We start from the raw sequence: 15,115 nt of genomic DNA, 5'->3' as shown, positions 1-15,115 counted from the left end.
TGGGGTGATAACGCTGGCTGACGAGCTGTCTTATAGGTATCGAGGTATTGGATGGATTGGATGCATTGGGCGGTGTCGGGTTACGCCCGGTGCTGCTGCCGTTGATATGACTCTATGACTCGCGTGTTGCAGCAGAAGCTGCGGCCGCAATTCCGCTAGTGAAACGGATTCGGCCGCATGGCTGGTGAAGGTGAAGGTGAAGGTGAAGGCGCAGCAGCAGGCGGCGCGGCAGGCTGTTTGCGCTGGGCTTTCCAGCGCGCCCGCACGAAAGGCCGCTCATGTCCGGAAAGGGTCAGCGCCAGGTGCGCGACCCAGCGATGGGTTGGCAGCCGCACATCGTGCAGTGCGAAGGTGAGTGCCGCCAGGCTGACAGCAATGGCGAACGGGCTGAACCGGCTTGGCCGGACGTGCCAGCTGCCCGCGATAAAAAGCAGCGCCGTTAACCCACCGAGGACGCAACCCGCGATGGCTTCGGCTGGCGAATGCGCCTCAAGCACCACACGCGACACGCCAACCAGCAAGCCCAGCGCCAGTCCAAGCAACACCCCGCCCAAGCGGGCCGGCGCGCGCAGATTGGCCAGCATCAAGCTCAGCGCAACGGGATACACCGCACTGGAGAGCATCGCGTGGCCGCTGACGCCGGTGAAATCCCACGCGCGAATGCCGAGGCCCCAGCCTAAAAAAGCAATTTTGCTCAGCGTGACCACACCAATCGCGCCTCCGAGCAGCCCCAGCCAGGCACATGCGGTGCGCCACGTGTAGCCCAGCACCAGCCAGAGCGCAATTGCCAGCGCGAGCGGCACCGTCAGGGCGACACCACCTAGGCGCGTCACGGGGTACCAGAGATAAAAAGGCAGATCGAACATGCAAAAAAGAGGGTGGAAAGCGCGGCAGGACTGGACGTTAGGGTGAAGCCGAGGCAGGGAGCGCGGAGTGGAGATGGTGCTGTCATGATCCGGCGCGGCCCGCGCACTCGAGTGCCGCCACACGCGGCCATGAGTATAGCCGGGCAGCTTGGGCTTGCTTTCCTCCCGTGATGGGCTGGCGAGGCTCGAACGAGCAAAATACGGCAACACATGGTACGGAAGCACACGGCGTTTGCCGCATCCGGCACGCTTAGCAGGAGGTCGGCTCACGGCCTGGCGGCTGCTTGCTGGTTGTTCTCGGCGCGTGTGGCCTGGGGCATATTGGCGCAGAGATGAAGCCTTGCGCGACAGGTGTAAATTGATGTTATTGTGCATTGCACCATTTGCACCATTTGCACCATTTGCACCATTTGCACCATTTGCACCATTTGCACCATTTGCACCATTTGCACCATTTGCACCATTTGCACCATTTGCACCATTCGCCCTGTTCGCGCCTGCAAGGGTGCTGCCGGATACGCTGTTGCCAGCCTGGCTGCGGAATCCGGGTTTTTTTGTGAGGTTTTCTCATGGCCAGAAGCCTGACGAAGCTATGGACCAGCGGTTTGCAACGCCTGGTCGAGATCCAGACCCGACAGTGGCACACTGCCACCCAGCAGCCTCCTCCCGCCGCCACCAAGGCGGCGAAGCGCACAGCTGGGCCACCGGCCCAGCCCACTCCACGTCAAAACAAAAATTCGAGCGGCCCCATACGCGATGTCACGCATCCCGCTACCGAAGCCCGCGAATCGCGGGTCCGGCCTCGAGCCGCTGCCTGGGCGAACGGGGAGTGGACCCGCTCATTTCATTCGGCCCCACCTGCCCCGGGGCGGCTGGTGAATCATCTGGCATACGGCTTGTATATCCCGGCGGGCCGGGCGCTGGCCCAGATGCCGCTGGTCGTGATGCTGCATGGCTGCAAGCAGTCCATCGAAGCGTTCGCTGAAGGTACCCGGATGAATCTGCTGGCGGACCGCTTTGGCTTCGCGGTGGTGTATCCCGAGCAATCGAAACATGCCCACCCCCATCGTTGCTGGCACTGGTACGACACCGGCGATCACGCGGGTGAGAACGAAGCGCGAGCGGTGGTGTCGCTGGTGGATGCACTGCTTGTCGAACATGAATTCGATGGTGAACGCGTGTATATAGCAGGCTTGTCCGCCGGGGCCGGGCTGGCCACCCAGTTAGCGTTGCGCTATCCGTGGCGCTTTGCGGCGGTGGCATTGCATTCCGGGCCGGCGTTTGGCGAGGCGCGTTCCGCTATCGCCGCGATGGACGTGATGCGCCGTGGCGTGCGGCACGACCCTGTCGCGCTGGTCGAGCAAGCGCTCGATGTCGCGGCCTATCCTGGTATGCCAGCGCTGGTGCTTCAGGGCACGGATGATCGCGTGGTGGCGGCGGTGAACGCGACGCAACTGACGGCGGCGCTGGCTCATTTAAACCGCTTTACCGCGCTAGACCCGGTGTATGAAAGCACGGCAGACGGGGTAATCCGGCGCGATTACGTGCGGGATGGACGCGCGGTGGTGCAGCTCTGCGAGGTGCCGGGTCTTGGGCATGCATGGAGCGGCGGTGACGACACGGTGCCATTCCATTCGGCTATCGGCCCCGATGCGAGCGTGCTGTTATGGGAATTCTTTAGCCAGCAACGGCGTCGCGCGGCCCGTGCGAGCACAACGCCGGCCACGCCTGGCGTACGCCCCGGGGACTTTTGGTGAGCGGGGCTGGCGGCTGATGCTGAGGCGCTGGAGGCGTTGAGGTTTAACTCCTTCTGCGAGGTATTCCGGCTTTGCTCTGCCTCTGACTTTGCCTCTGCGGCCATACACCGTCACTCGCTGGCGGCCAGGTCCTCGTGCTTGCCGCGTGGGCTGGGTGGGTGACCAAGCGACACGCCTGGTGCTGAATTCCAGTCTCAGATCTGTCCTATATCCAGACGCATGCCAGCCGGTCCAGACTTCACGCGCGCAAGTTATACCGCGCAGCCTTGTCGTCAATTGCCGGGAGCGATCACCCATGCGTATGCCGTTGTCCAGTTTCTGCCGTCCCACCCCCACGAGCCTTGCCGCAGCATCATTGCTGGCGCTAGCGCTAATGGCCTCTCCCTCTGCCCATGCGCAGAGCCTGCTGCTGAAACAAAGCAGCATTTCGCTAGACGGAGCTAATCGCCTGATTAAAGCTGCCATGGCGGAGTGCCAGGCTAAAGGACGCAATATTGTTGTTTCGGTTCTCGATCGAGGCGGCAATCTGGTTGCCATGCAGCGCGCCGATAACGTGGGTCCGCACAACACCGAAGCCAGCCGCCGTAAAGCGTTCACTGCGCTGTCCACCAAAAGTGACACGCTGCAGTTTGCAACCAGCGCTCGCAACAACCCCGATGCCAGCAACTTGACCAGCATGCCGGAGCTGCTCTTGCTGGGCGGTGGCATTCCGCTGAAAGCCCATCAGGAAGTGGTCGGTGCCATTGGCGTAGCGGGCGGTGGTGGCGCGGCGCAAGACCGCGCATGCGCGCTTGCCGCGCTGGCGGCCGTGCCTGAACTTGACCCGAACGACTGATGAATGACGGATCGTTTAGCCATCCGCATCCTTACCTTTTTGCCCACGACCTTCTAAAGGACACTGATGAAATCATTGAAACAACTCACTGCTGCACTGGCGCTTGCGGGCCTGTCGACGGTTGCCATGGCGGTGGGTAATCCGCTGAGCGTGCATATTCTCAGCTTGCAGACGGGTACACCGGTTAGCGGCGTGACGGTCACGCTGGAACAAAAAGAAGGCGATAAATGGCAAGAGCTGAATCACGCCGAGACCAATGCGCAAGGCCGTGTCACGGAGCTGTTCCCGGCGGACAAGACCTTTAAAACGGGCGATTACCGTGTTGTGTTCAAGACCGGCGCTTATTACCAGAGCATCAAGCAAGACACGTTTTTCCCTGAAATACCGGTGCCGTTCCGCGTCCAGAATGCCGGGCAGCACTATCACATCCCGCTGCTGCTAAGCCCTTACGGTTACTCCACCTATCGTGGCAACTAAGCCAGACAACCAGGCAGGGAAAAATCGTTGTTTGGTACGCGAGCGGACGGCCCAGCGCCGTCCGCTCGCGTTTGTTTGTATTTGTTGTTTTCTTCTGCAGTACGGCACGGCACGTCGCTGGATGGCTGGAACTGGGCGAGGTAGCTGATATCAAGCTGGCTTGCGCAACCGCCTTACCGGCTCTGCTTCAAATCAAATACCACCACGCTTTCCTGCGTCACACGCCAAACCGCGCCAGCGTCAACAAGCGCGCCTGGGCGTGATCGACCACGGGCCGCGGGTAATTCTCCCCGAGCACCACGCCTGCCTCGTTGAGCACTTCAGCGGGCGCTAGCCACGGCGCGTGAATCCACTTCGGCGGTATTCCTGCCAGTTGCGGCAAATACCGTTTGATAAAACGTCCATGCGGATCGAAGGTTTCCGATTGACGCACCGGATTAAACATCCGGAACCACGGCTGCGCGTCACAACCGGTCGAAGCCGCCCACTGCCAGCCGCCATTGTTCGCCGCGAAATCAAAGTCGTTCAGACGCGTAGCGAAATAACGCTCACCCCAGCGCCAGTCCAACCCCAGATCCTTGACCAGAAAACTTGCGGCCAGCATGCGCAGCCGGTTATGCATATAACCGGTCTGGTTGAGTTGCTGCATGGCCGCGTCGATCAACGGATAACCGGTGCGGCCATCACGCCAGGCCAGCCAGTGCGCTTGCGCTTGCGGCCCGGTTTCCCAGCCAAGCGAGGCGAACTTCGGATTGAATGACTCACCGTCAGCCAGGCGGGGGTGCGTGGCCAGAATCATGAAGAAAAAATCACGCCAGATCAGCTCGGAGAGCCATGTCGAGCTGCCCGGGCCATGCGGCAGCAACACATCGGCATGAGCAGCCCGCGCCAGAGTGCGAATCGAAATCGTGCCAAAGCGTAAATGCACCGACAGATAGCTCGGGCCTTTCACCCATGGAAAGTCGCGCTGCTTGGCGTACAGGTCGATCCGCGTCATGAAATCGTCGAGCAACTGCTGTGCGCCGCTCATGCCGCCTGGCACGGGCTGCGTGGGCGCTGGGCCAAAGCCCAGTTGTGCGAGCGTGGGCCACGGCTGGTCAAGCGCGGCGGGCAGGGCGGCGAGACTATCCCAGTGCGATTCGACGGGATACGGCTCGAGATGGGCGGGCGTCAGATGCTTCATCCAGCTACGGCGGTATGGCATGAAGATCGAGAACGGTTTGCCTGCGCCGGTCAACACTTCATCGTGCTCGAAGATCACCTGGTCTTTGAAGCTGCGCCACTGGCGTCCCGCCGTGTGCAACTGGGCCGCGACTGCCGCATCGCGCGCGATGGCCGCAGGCTCGTAATCGCGGTTGCTCAATACAGCGGCGACGTCCAGTTCGGCGCTTAGCGCGGGAATCAACGTGACCGGATCGCCGTGCCGCACCAGCAGGCCGCCGCCATTGGCGCGTAGCGCCTGGTCCAGTTCAGTGAGCGCAGTGAGGATGAATTCGACGCGCCGGTCTTGCGGCATCTCGCCGGGGTGTTCTTCGTGCGCGGCATTGAGCAGTGGCTGCAGGATGGCGGTGTCGAACACGAACACACACCAGACCTGCTGATAGTCGCGTAACGCGTGATAGAGCGCGGCTTGATCGGTGCTGCGCAGATCACGGCGAAACCACACCAGCGCGCGATCAGTGCCGTGCAGCGGAGCCGGCTGCGTGCCAGATGTTTCGGGTGTCTCGCTGAGATCGGCGGCGAGGTTCATGGCGTGCTGGGCAGATCAGGCTGACCAGGGGAGGGCACTGCGAAGCAACCCCGGTAAGTGGCATAGAACGAGCAATACAGTGCCGTCGTAATCAGGATCGAAATGGCCATGAGCACCGGATAGGCGAAGTTGCCCAGATCGAGCGTTTGCAGCATCAGCGATAAACCGAACGACAGCAGGATGACCGCGCTGATCCATAACCCGCCATAGACGATAAACGCGCCGCGATTGCGCCAGCAGCAAATGAAGCTGAAGAACATCGCCTTGACTGGCGGCACGTCGTGCCACGCGGTGAGCACCGGGGCGAACCAGAACAGCATCATCACGGGCAGATACAGCGCGAGGGCCGCGATGACCGCGAGCGGCACGCCACTGCTGGCTAGCACGGCAGGATCGTCTGGCAATGGCTGGTTGTTCACCAGCGCCTGCAACAGCAAGCCATCGTCGAACAGCGAAGAGAACAGCAGTACCAGCGCAATCGCCACGGCGTACACCACGCCCAGCAGCAATAACCGCTTGGCCACCGCAGAGCCATAGGTGCGAAAGCCGTCGGCCAGCAATGTCGGGTACACCGGCTGCGCCGCAATGGTGTTGCGGCAGGCCGCCATGAAGCCCACGGCGATGCCTGGAATAAACAGCGTCGGCAGCACTTTGCCCACGACCGGAATAAACGACGACACGAGTGTCATCGCCAGCAGGTACGTGAGAAAGAGCGTCAGCAGCGCCAGAGGATTCTTGCGCAAGAGCCAGATTCCCTGGCGCAGCCAGAGCAAGCCGGTTTTAGCGGGGACTTCGATTAGTTGCATAGGGTCGGGATGCCAGGGAGTTCAGCGCCAGACAGACGCTCGCGCAGGATGCGCTCGAAATGGCCGGGGTCGTGCGGTTGCAGCAGTTCAGCGCTGCGTGGCAAATAAAAATCGTAGAGCCGTGACACCCAGAAACGGTACGCCCCGGCGCGCAGCATATCGCCCCAGTGACGGGTTTCAGCGGGGGTGAAGGGCCGCACGGTCTGGTACGCGCGCAGCAGTGCCGCGCTGCGTTGCGGGTCAAGCTGGCCGGTGGCGAGATCGACGCACCAGTCGTTGACGGTGACCGCGACATCGAACAGCCATTTGTCGCAGCCGGCGAAATAAAAATCGAAGAAGCCGCCAAGGCGGACGCCACTGGCCTGCCCGGACGGAGCGGCGGTAAACAACACGTTGTCCCGGAACAGATCGCAGTGGCAAGGGCCCGCAGGCAATTCGGCGTAAGCCGTCGAGGCAAAGAACGCCTGCTGGTATGCCAGCTCGTTGCTGAGCAGCGTGCGTTGCGCATCGTCCAGATGGGGCAGCAGGGCTGGCACGGTATCGCGCCACCACGGCAGGCTGCGCAAGTTGGGCTGATACGCGGTGAAATCGCGTCCTGCCAGATGCATGCGCGCCAGCATCTGGCCGACTTCAATGCAGTGCGCCTCCGCAGGTGCCATTTGCGGCGCACCGTCAAGCTTGCTCACGATGGCCGCAGGCTTGCCGTGCAACGGGCCAAACAGTGCGCCATCGTCACGTGGCACGGGGTCCGGCACCGGCACCTGGTGCGCGGCGAGATGGCGCATCAGATCCAGATAAAACGGCAACTGCGCCGCAGTCAGTTTTTCGAAGATCGTCAGGACGTACTCGCCCTGGGTCGTCGTCAGAAAGAAATTGCTATTTTCGATACCGGACGAAATACCGCGAAATTCAATGACTTCGCCAAGCGAGTAGTGCTTGAGCCATTGAGCGAGATCAGCGGGAGAGACAGCAGTGAAGACAGCCATGCAGGAAACGGAGATTAATTAGATGGGTTGGGCTGGCGCGATGCGGCTTGTGCGGCAGAAGGGGCGGTTCAGGCGGGCTTCGCCGCTAGCGCGCTGGCAAACCTTGGAACCTGTGCCAGCGAGGACGGCGGCGGCTATCACGGTGACGTCCGTCCTGCGAGCGGCTCTCGGGTGCGCGGGTTTTAGTAGCGGAGATTGACCGATGGCAAACGCGTGCTGGCACGGCCGTTATCACGCACAGCGGGGGAGGTGTCAGCGGGGGTGCTCATCTGGTAGCGCGTGCCGAAATTCGATTGCACGTTGATTTCGACCGGTTTGCCCTTGTCCCGGTATTCGGTGATCTCGGTGCCATTGCCGCTGCGTTCGTGGAAGCTCGGCGTGCGCGGCACATTGATGTCGACTTTGGAGCTGATTTCAGCGGCGGGGCGATTGATGGTTTTCAGATCGGGCAGGCCGACCCGTTCGTTGGCGGATTGTTCGGCTGGTTCCGGTGCTGGATCGACGGGGGCGCTCTGCGCGGCGAGGACGGTGCCGCCGCAGGCCAGGGTCATGGCGAGCGCGATGGCGGCAGGAACAAACGACTTCATGCAGGTTCTCCAGAAAGGTGCTCGATTCTAGCAAATCCAGCTTGAACTACGCTCGCAATTATTTGATTTTGCGCTGTTTTAGCGTATTTAGGCGCTGCTTTTCAGCGGCGCTCGGCAGGCTGCTGGCGGCAGTGCTGCAGCGTGCTTCCGTGGTAATGTCAGCACCTCTCTTGAGGCAGATAAAGATGAAGCACACGACCCGTCCGCGCACTGCGCAAACCCCACCTAACCCCTTTCCCACCGAAGCGTTTGCCGATGCCGCCGATGCGGTGGCGCGCCTCGCCGAGATCTACCACACCAACACGGCGTTTCTGCGCGACGCGTTTGCCCGCTACCGCCTGGGTGAGCCATTCGAGCGCCGTGTGCGCGCCTGCTATCCGTTTGTGCGGATTCGCACGGAAGTGAACACCCATATTGATTCGCGCCGCTCTTATGGTTTTGTCGCGGGCCCGGGTGTGTTTGAAACCACCGTGACCCGGCTTGAACTGTTCGCGGGCTATTACGGCGAGCAACTCCGGCTGCTGGCGAAAAACCATCACGTGATGATCGAAGTAGGTGTTTCGGCGCAGCCGATCCCGGTGCATTTTGCTTTTGCTGAAGGCATTCACCTGGAGGGTGATCTAGACCGCGAGCGCCTGCTGGCGATGCGCGACGTCTTCGATACCCCGGATCTGGCGCTGCTGGACGACCGCATTGTCAACGGCACCTACGTGCCGGACGCCGATGAGCCGCAGCCGCTGGCGCTGTTTACCGCCGCGCGGGTCGATTTTTCGCTGCACCGCTTGCGTCATTACACGGCAACCTCCCCGGCGCATTTCCAGAACTACGTGCTGTACACGAACTACCAGTTTTATATCGACGAATTCGTCGCGCTGGGCCGCACGATGATGGCGGCGAGCGATGATCCTGAGACGCGCGCTTATCGCAGCGAATACACCTCGTTTGTCGAACCTGGCGATGTCGTGACCGGCAACGCCAACCTGGGTGACACAGCGGTTCAGGGCGTGGCACCACCGCGCCTGCCGCAGATGCCGGCTTACCACCTGAAGCGGGCCGACGGCAGCGGCATCACGATGGTGAATATTGGCGTGGGGCCGTCGAATGCTAAGACCATCACCGATCACATCGCGGTGCTGCGCCCGCATGCGTGGATCATGCTGGGACACTGCGCGGGCTTGCGCAATACGCAGCGCCTGGGCGATTACGTGCTGGCCCACGGCTATGTGCGTGAAGATCACGTGCTGGACGATGATTTACCGCTGTGGGTGCCGATTCCCGCGCTCGCGGAAATTCAGGTGGCACTTGAGCGTGCGGTCGCGCAGGTGACGCAGCTCGATGGCGTAGAACTCAAGCATGTGATGCGCACAGGCACAGTGGCGAGCGTGGATAACCGCAACTGGGAGTTGCGTGACCACCGTGAGCCGGTGCAGCGGCTGTCGCAAAGCCGGGCGATTGCGCTGGATATGGAAAGCGCGACGATTGCGGCGAATGGCTTTCGTTTTCGCGTGCCTTACGGCACGTTGCTGTGCGTGTCGGACAAACCGCTACACGGCGAACTCAAACTGCCAGGCATGGCCGACCAGTTTTACCGGGCGCAAGTGGATCAGCATTTGCAGATCGGCGTGAAGGCGATGGAGATCTTGCGCACCAATGGCTTGCACCGGCTGCACAGCCGCAAGCTGCGCAGTTTTGCTGAGGTGGCGTTTCAGTAATCTTTGCCTTTGCCTTGCCGCATGGCGCTTAAAAGCAAAACAGGAGGCATAGCCTCCTGTTTTGCTTTGTTTTGCGTGTTGCCGGACGCATTACTGCGGCCAGCCAATGAACCGGCTACAGATAAAACATGCGGTCGTCGTCGGGGCGATGCACCCGCACTTCATCGTCAGCAGTTCCTTCAGCGCCATCGTCACGGTCTTCATAAAACGCCAGCACCGCTTCCAGCACCTGGTCGGGATCGTCAATCACCTGCATCAAGTTGATGTCTGCCGGATTAATGAGGCCCATCGGCGTTAAGGAGTCGGTGAACCATCCCAGCAACCCTTTCCAGAACTCACTGCCGACCAGAATGATTGGCACATGACGTGACTTCTTGGTTTGGATCAGCGTGAGGACTTCGGCGAGTTCGTCGAGCGTGCCAAAGCCACCTGGCATCACGATGACCGCATCCGAGTTTTTCACGAACGTGACCTTGCGCGTAAAGAAATGGCGAAAGCGCAATGAGATGTCTTGCCACTGGTTGCCCGACTGCTCGTGCGGCAACTCGATGTTGAGACCGACTGAAGGTGCCTTGCCTGCATGCGCGCCTTTGTTGGCCGCTTCCATGATGCCAGGGCCACCGCCGGAGATCACAGCAAAGCCCGCATCGGATAGCTTGCGGGCAATTTGCATGGCTAGAACATAGTAAGGAGATTCGGGTTTCAGACGCGCCGAACCATAGATGCTGACAGCTGGGCGGATCTCCGAAAGGTACTCGGTCGCCTCTATAAACTCTGCCATAATCGTGAACATTTGCCACGACGCGCGGGCCTTTTTGGCTGTCGCGCGATCTTGATCTGCGAGCGATCGCAGACTCGGAATCACTTTTCTCTTGTTCATAATGCCTGAAGATAAAAACTTGAAAGGTAAGACCCTGCTATTGGTCGACGGTTCGAGTTATCTGTACCGGGCCTACCATGCGATGCCTGATTTGCGTGGCCCTGATGGCGGGCCAACAGGTGCGCTGTACGGGATCATCAACATGCTGCGGCGCATGCGCAAGGAAGTAAGCGCAGAGTATAGCGTGTGCGTCTTCGATGCCAAGGGCAAAACCTTCCGCGACGACTGGTACCCCGATTACAAAGCTAACCGTCCTTCAATGCCTGTTGATCTGGCGCAGCAAATCGAGCCGATTCACCAAGCGGTGCTGGCGTTAGGCTGGCCGATGCTGGTGGTCGAAGGGGTGGAGGCGGATGATGTAATCGGCACGCTCGGCCGTCAGGCCGAACAGCAGGGCATGAAAGTGCTGATTTCCACCGGTGACAAAGACCTCACGCAGCTCGTGACGGAGCAAGTCACGCTGATCAACACGATGACAAACGAGACGCTTGACCGCGATGGCGTGATCGCCAGGTTTGGCGTGCCGCCAGAGCGCATCGTTGATTATCTGGCGCTGATTGGCGATACCGTTGATAACGTGCCTGGGGTCGAGAAATGCGGCCCGAAAACCGCGCTTAAATGGCTCACGCAATACGATTCGCTTGATGGCGTGATCGCTCATGCCGATGAGATCAAAGGTGCAGTGGGTGACAATTTGCGGCGTGCGCTCGATTTTCTGCCGCTGGCGCGCAAGCTGGTCACGATTGATACGGACTGCGATCTCACAGCGCAAGTAGCAACGATTGCCGAGTCGCTTGCCACGCGTCCGGAAGCGCACGAGGCGTTGCGCGATATCTTTAAACAGCATGGTTTCAAAACCTGGCTGCGCGAAGTCGATGCAGCAACGGTTTCCGCCAGCCCGGGCGCGAGCGTCGCGCCACCGCCCGCCACCGATCTGCCGTTGCAGTACGACACCGTGCAGGACTGGGCACAGTTCGATGCCTGGCTGAGCAAGATCGAGGCCGCCGAACTCACCGCATTCGATACCGAAACCACCTCGCTCGATCCGATGGTGGCGCAACTGGTTGGCCTGTCGCTCTCGGTTGAGCCCGGTCAAGCGGCATATATCCCGCTGGCGCATCGCGGGCCGGATGCGCCAGTGCAGTTGCCCCGTGATGAGGTGCTGGCGAAACTCAAGCCCTGGCTCGAAAGCCCTCAGCATAAAAAAGTGGGCCAGCATCTGAAATACGATGAACAGGTTCTTGCCAATTACCGTATTCAGTTAAATGGCATTGAGCACGACACGCTGCTGCAGTCTTACGTGCTCGAATCACATCGCACGCATGACATGGACAGCCTGGCGCTACGTCATCTCGGCCTGAAGACGATCAAGTACGAAGAGGTAGCGGGCAAAGGCGCACAGCAAATTGGTTTTGACGAAGTGGCGCTGGAGCAGGCCGCGGCCTACGCTGCTGAAGACGCAGACATCACGTTGCGCTTGCATCAGGCGCTCTATCCGCAGCTAGCCGCTGAACCGGGTTTGCTGCATATCTACCGCGATATTGAACTCCCCACCGCGCGCGTGCTGTGCAAGATGGAACGCACGGGGGTGTTGATCGACAGCGAAAAGCTGCGGCGTCAAAGCAGCGAGATCGCCGCACGCCTGATCGAGCTGGAGCGCGATGCCTATGTGCTGGCCGGTGGTGAGTTCAACCTCGGTTCACCTAAACAGATTGGCCAGATTTTCTTCGACAAGCTGCAGTTGCCGGTGGTCAAGAAAACCCCGAGCGGCGCGCCTTCCACGGATGAGGAAGTGCTGCAAAAGCTCGCGGAAGATTACCCGTTGCCCAAGCTGCTGCTGGAGCATCGCGGGCTCTCCAAGCTGAAATCCACCTATACCGACAAGCTGCCGCGCATGATCAACGCGCAGACTGGCCGGGTGCATACGAACTATGCGCAGGCGGTGGCCGTGACCGGGCGGTTGGCATCAAATGAGCCTAATTTGCAGAACATCCCGGTGCGCACCGCTGAAGGGCGGCGTATTCGTGAGGCATTTATTGCACCGCCTGGCCATCAACTGGTGTCGGCCGATTATTCACAAATCGAGCTGCGCATCATGGCGCATCTGTCGGGTGACGAATCGCTTTTGCAGGCGTTCGCACAAGGCGAGGATATCCACCGCGCGACCGCTGGCGAAATCTTTGACGTGACGCCTGCCGCGGTTTCCGCTGACCAGCGGCGCGTGGCCAAAGTCATTAACTTTGGCCTGATTTACGGCATGAGCTCGTTCGGTTTGGCGGCCAATCTGGGCATTACCCGGGAAGCCGCCAAGCTGTATATCGACCGCTATTTCATGCGCTATCCGGGGGTCGCGCGCTATATGGACGACACCCGCGCCAAGGCAAAGCAGCACGGCTATGTCGAAACCGTCTTTGGCCGCCGCCTCTGGCTGCCCGAGATCAACGGTGGCAATGGGCCCCGGCGTCAGGCGGCTGAGCGCGCGGCTATCAATGCGCCGATGCAAGGCACCGCAGCGGATCTGATCAAGCTGTCGATGGTGGCCGTGCAGGGGTGGCTTGAGCAAGCCGGTGTTGGCACGCGAATGATTATGCAAGTCCACGATGAACTGGTGCTTGAGGTGCCTGACAGCGAGCTGGCCGAAGTGCGTCAGCGGCTGCCCGAATTAATGTGCGGCGTGGCCAGCCTGAAAGTGCCTCTGGTGGCCGAAGTGGGTGCCGGTGCGAACTGGGAAGAAGCGCACTGATTGCACCAGACTGTGGGCGGTGGGCTGCAGCGGATACACGCTCCGGCCCACCGCCCATATGACGTAAAAAAGGAATCTTTGATGCATCGTTTGATTGTGGTGGGCGGCGGGGCTGGCGGGCTGGAGCTGGCGACTCGCCTGGGTGACCGCTATGTCAGCGGCAAACGCCGTGGCTCGCCACGGGTTCAGGTGACGCTGGTTGACCGGTATCCCACGCATATCTGGAAGCCGTTGTTGCACGAGGTCGCCGCAGGCAGCATGGACCCGTTCACGCAAGAGCTTGAATACGCCGCCCAGGCGCGCTGGCATGGCTTCGAATTTCAGCAGGGAGAGCTAACCGGGCTGGATCGTGCAGCACGGCGGCTCACGCTGGCCAGTGTCATGGACGACGATGGCGCTGAGCTGCTGCCGTCACGCGTGCTCGAATACGACACGCTGGTGCTGGCGATTGGCAGTACGACGCATTTTTTTGGTGTGCCAGGAGCGGCTGAATATTCGCTGGCGCTCGACACCGTGGGGCAGGCCGAACGCTTTCGCAAACGCCTGATCGCCGCGTGCATGCGCGCCGAACATCAAGTGCATGAGCCGGTTGAGAACACGCTTGGGGGGGAGGCCGAGGTAGCCTCCAGCGCTTCAGCGTCTCAGGCACTCGCGCTGGCGACGGCCGAGCCCAGAATTCAGGTGGCGATTGTCGGCGGCGGCGCGACGGGCGTTGAGTTATCGGCCGAGTTACGCAACACCGCCCAGGTGTTGTCCGCCTACGGCTTGCACAAGCTCGATCCGCGCACGGATGTGGGCATCGTGCTGATCGAATCGGGGCCGCGAATTTTGCCCGCGTTGCAAGAGAGGGTGTCGAGCGCCACGACTGAACTGCTGCTGAAGCTGGGCGTGAAGGTGATGACGGGTGAGACCGTGGCACAAGTCGCGCCTGGCCTGGTGCGCACTGCCAGCGGTAAAACGGTGCGCGCTGACCTGACGGTCTGGGCGGCGGGCATCAAGGCGCCCGCGATCCTGAGCCAGCTCGATGGACTGCCGGTCAACCGTCTGGGCCAGTTGATCGTGCGGCCCACCCTGCAAACCGAGATCGACGACAACATTTTTGCCCTTGGTGATTGCGCTGCCTGCCCATGGCCTGGCACGGAGCGCAACGTGCCACCGCGCGCCCAGGCGGCGCACCAGCAGGCCAGTTTTCTGCTCAAGGCGCTGGCATGCCGGCTCAATGACAAACCACTGCCGGGATTTACTTACCGTGACTTTGGCTCGCTGGTGTCGCTGGGGCATTTCAGTGCGGTGGGTAACCTGATGGGCGGGGTGATCGGCGGCAGCATGCTGATCGAAGGGCTCTTCGCCCGCTTTATGTATATGTCGCTCTACCGGCTGCATATCGCGGCATTACATGGCTATCCGCGCATGGTGCTGGATACCTTCGCTCACTGGCTGCGGCGCTCGACCTTGCCGCGCGTCAAGCTGCACTAGCAGTAGCACTGGCAGTAGATGCGGAAGGCACCTTGCGGTGCTTTCGTTCGTTGGGTCTTGTAGATGGGTCTTGCAGATCGTTGAGTAACAGGCGCTGCCAGAGCAGTTGTGCCTGCGGCTCGAGTTTTAAGCGTGAACGTCAGTGCAAATGGCAGTTCTGCCTCAAACGAGGCCGCAAGCGATGGCTAACCCCCCCCCGGCTTGTCCAGCCATAGCGTGCTGCGCATGCAAGCCGCGCTG

General features: G+C 60.9%; 12 protein-coding genes. 6 read left to right on the top strand and 6 right to left on the bottom strand.

Annotated elements, in window-relative coordinates; all coding sequences use genetic code 11:
- Positions 1 to 155: 155 nt before the first annotated feature.
- Complete coding sequence (locus GH656_RS09655; protein ID WP_153075682.1) at positions 156 to 866, bottom strand: phosphatase PAP2 family protein; 711 nt, start codon at positions 864 to 866, stop codon at positions 156 to 158.
- Positions 867 to 1,435: 569 nt separating this feature from the next.
- Here GH656_RS09655 and GH656_RS09650 point away from each other — a divergent pair.
- From GH656_RS09650 to uraH, 3 genes are all read left to right on the top strand, one after another.
- Positions 1,436 to 2,623 carry an extracellular catalytic domain type 1 short-chain-length polyhydroxyalkanoate depolymerase gene (locus GH656_RS09650; RefSeq protein WP_153075681.1) on the top strand — a complete coding sequence of 396 codons (1,188 nt, stop codon included), beginning with the start codon at positions 1,436 to 1,438 and terminating at the stop codon, positions 2,621 to 2,623.
- Positions 2,624 to 2,918: 295 nt separating this feature from the next.
- Positions 2,919 to 3,458, top strand: coding sequence for a GlcG/HbpS family heme-binding protein (locus GH656_RS09645; RefSeq protein ID WP_153075680.1), 540 nt, complete (start codon positions 2,919 to 2,921; stop codon positions 3,456 to 3,458).
- Positions 3,459 to 3,524: 66 nt separating this feature from the next.
- Positions 3,525 to 3,935: a hydroxyisourate hydrolase gene (gene uraH / locus GH656_RS09640; protein ID WP_153075679.1), complete on the top strand. Its 411-nt coding sequence runs from the start codon at positions 3,525 to 3,527 to the stop codon at positions 3,933 to 3,935.
- Positions 3,936 to 4,152: 217 nt separating this feature from the next.
- Here uraH and GH656_RS09635 read toward each other — a convergent pair whose 3' ends face one another.
- The 4 genes from GH656_RS09635 to GH656_RS09620 all read right to left on the bottom strand — a co-directional run bounded on the left by GH656_RS09635 (position 4,153) and on the right by GH656_RS09620 (position 8,064).
- A complete protein-coding gene (locus GH656_RS09635; protein WP_153075678.1) occupies positions 4,153 to 5,685 on the bottom strand; it encodes a cryptochrome/photolyase family protein in 1,533 nt (510 codons plus the stop codon).
- Positions 5,682 to 6,491: a BPSS1780 family membrane protein gene (locus GH656_RS09630; RefSeq protein WP_153075677.1), complete on the bottom strand. Its 810-nt coding sequence runs from the start codon at positions 6,489 to 6,491 to the stop codon at positions 5,682 to 5,684. The genes GH656_RS09635 and GH656_RS09630 overlap by 4 nt, the downstream gene beginning before the upstream one ends.
- The gene (locus tag GH656_RS09625) at positions 6,482 to 7,477 is read right to left on the bottom strand and encodes a homoserine kinase (RefSeq protein ID WP_153075676.1); all 996 of its coding nucleotides are present in this window, start codon (positions 7,475 to 7,477) and stop codon (positions 6,482 to 6,484) included. The genes GH656_RS09630 and GH656_RS09625 overlap by 10 nt, the downstream gene beginning before the upstream one ends.
- Before the next feature lie 182 nt (positions 7,478 to 7,659).
- Positions 7,660 to 8,064, bottom strand: a complete 405-nt coding sequence (locus GH656_RS09620) for a hypothetical protein (protein WP_153075675.1) — start codon at positions 8,062 to 8,064, stop codon at positions 7,660 to 7,662.
- A 185-nt stretch (positions 8,065 to 8,249) separates the two neighbouring features.
- Here GH656_RS09620 and GH656_RS09615 point away from each other — a divergent pair, with 185 nt between their 5' ends.
- A complete protein-coding gene (locus tag GH656_RS09615; RefSeq protein WP_153075674.1) occupies positions 8,250 to 9,776 on the top strand; it encodes an AMP nucleosidase in 1,527 nt (508 codons plus the stop codon).
- A gap of 115 nt (positions 9,777 to 9,891) precedes the next feature.
- On the opposite strand, the gene GH656_RS09610 is transcribed toward GH656_RS09615, so the two are convergent.
- The gene (locus tag GH656_RS09610) at positions 9,892 to 10,656 is read right to left on the bottom strand and encodes an LOG family protein (protein WP_153075673.1); all 765 of its coding nucleotides are present in this window, start codon (positions 10,654 to 10,656) and stop codon (positions 9,892 to 9,894) included.
- A 1-nt stretch (position 10,657) separates the two neighbouring features.
- Here GH656_RS09610 and polA point away from each other — a divergent pair, with 1 nt between their 5' ends.
- Together polA and GH656_RS09600 are read left to right on the top strand one after the other, a co-directional pair.
- Positions 10,658 to 13,399, top strand: a complete 2,742-nt coding sequence (gene polA / locus GH656_RS09605) for a DNA polymerase I (protein ID WP_153075672.1) — start codon at positions 10,658 to 10,660, stop codon at positions 13,397 to 13,399.
- A gap of 81 nt (positions 13,400 to 13,480) precedes the next feature.
- On the top strand, positions 13,481 to 14,875 hold the full coding sequence (locus tag GH656_RS09600; protein ID WP_153075671.1) for an NAD(P)/FAD-dependent oxidoreductase: 1,395 nt from the start codon (positions 13,481 to 13,483) through the stop codon (positions 14,873 to 14,875).
- Positions 14,876 to 15,115 lie beyond the last annotated feature (240 nt).

It is taken from the genome of Paraburkholderia bonniea (genome assembly GCF_009455625.1).
GTDB classification, from domain to species: Bacteria; Pseudomonadota; Gammaproteobacteria; order Burkholderiales; family Burkholderiaceae; genus Paraburkholderia; species Paraburkholderia bonniea.
The sequence above is the reverse complement of the archived record's forward strand: the minus strand, read 5'-3'. Positions and strand labels throughout refer to the sequence as shown.

Excerpts from the sequence above, each read along its gene's own strand:
- GH656_RS09655 (WP_153075682.1), bottom strand. The coding sequence starts at position 866 with ATGTTCGATCTGCCTTTTTATCTCTGGTACCCCGTGACGCGCCTAGGT.
- GH656_RS09650 (WP_153075681.1), top strand. The coding sequence starts at position 1,436 with ATGGCCAGAAGCCTGACGAAGCTATGGACCAGCGGTTTGCAACGCCTG.
- GH656_RS09645 (WP_153075680.1), top strand. The coding sequence starts at position 2,919 with ATGCGTATGCCGTTGTCCAGTTTCTGCCGTCCCACCCCCACGAGCCTT.
- uraH (WP_153075679.1), top strand. The coding sequence starts at position 3,525 with ATGAAATCATTGAAACAACTCACTGCTGCACTGGCGCTTGCGGGCCTG.
- GH656_RS09635 (WP_153075678.1), bottom strand. The coding sequence starts at position 5,685 with ATGAACCTCGCCGCCGATCTCAGCGAGACACCCGAAACATCTGGCACG.
- GH656_RS09630 (WP_153075677.1), bottom strand. The coding sequence starts at position 6,491 with ATGCAACTAATCGAAGTCCCCGCTAAAACCGGCTTGCTCTGGCTGCGC.
- GH656_RS09625 (WP_153075676.1), bottom strand. The coding sequence starts at position 7,477 with ATGGCTGTCTTCACTGCTGTCTCTCCCGCTGATCTCGCTCAATGGCTC.
- GH656_RS09620 (WP_153075675.1), bottom strand. The coding sequence starts at position 8,064 with ATGAAGTCGTTTGTTCCTGCCGCCATCGCGCTCGCCATGACCCTGGCC.
- GH656_RS09615 (WP_153075674.1), top strand. The coding sequence starts at position 8,250 with ATGAAGCACACGACCCGTCCGCGCACTGCGCAAACCCCACCTAACCCC.
- GH656_RS09610 (WP_153075673.1), bottom strand. The coding sequence starts at position 10,656 with ATGAACAAGAGAAAAGTGATTCCGAGTCTGCGATCGCTCGCAGATCAA.
- polA (WP_153075672.1), top strand. The coding sequence starts at position 10,658 with ATGCCTGAAGATAAAAACTTGAAAGGTAAGACCCTGCTATTGGTCGAC.
- GH656_RS09600 (WP_153075671.1), top strand. The coding sequence starts at position 13,481 with ATGCATCGTTTGATTGTGGTGGGCGGCGGGGCTGGCGGGCTGGAGCTG.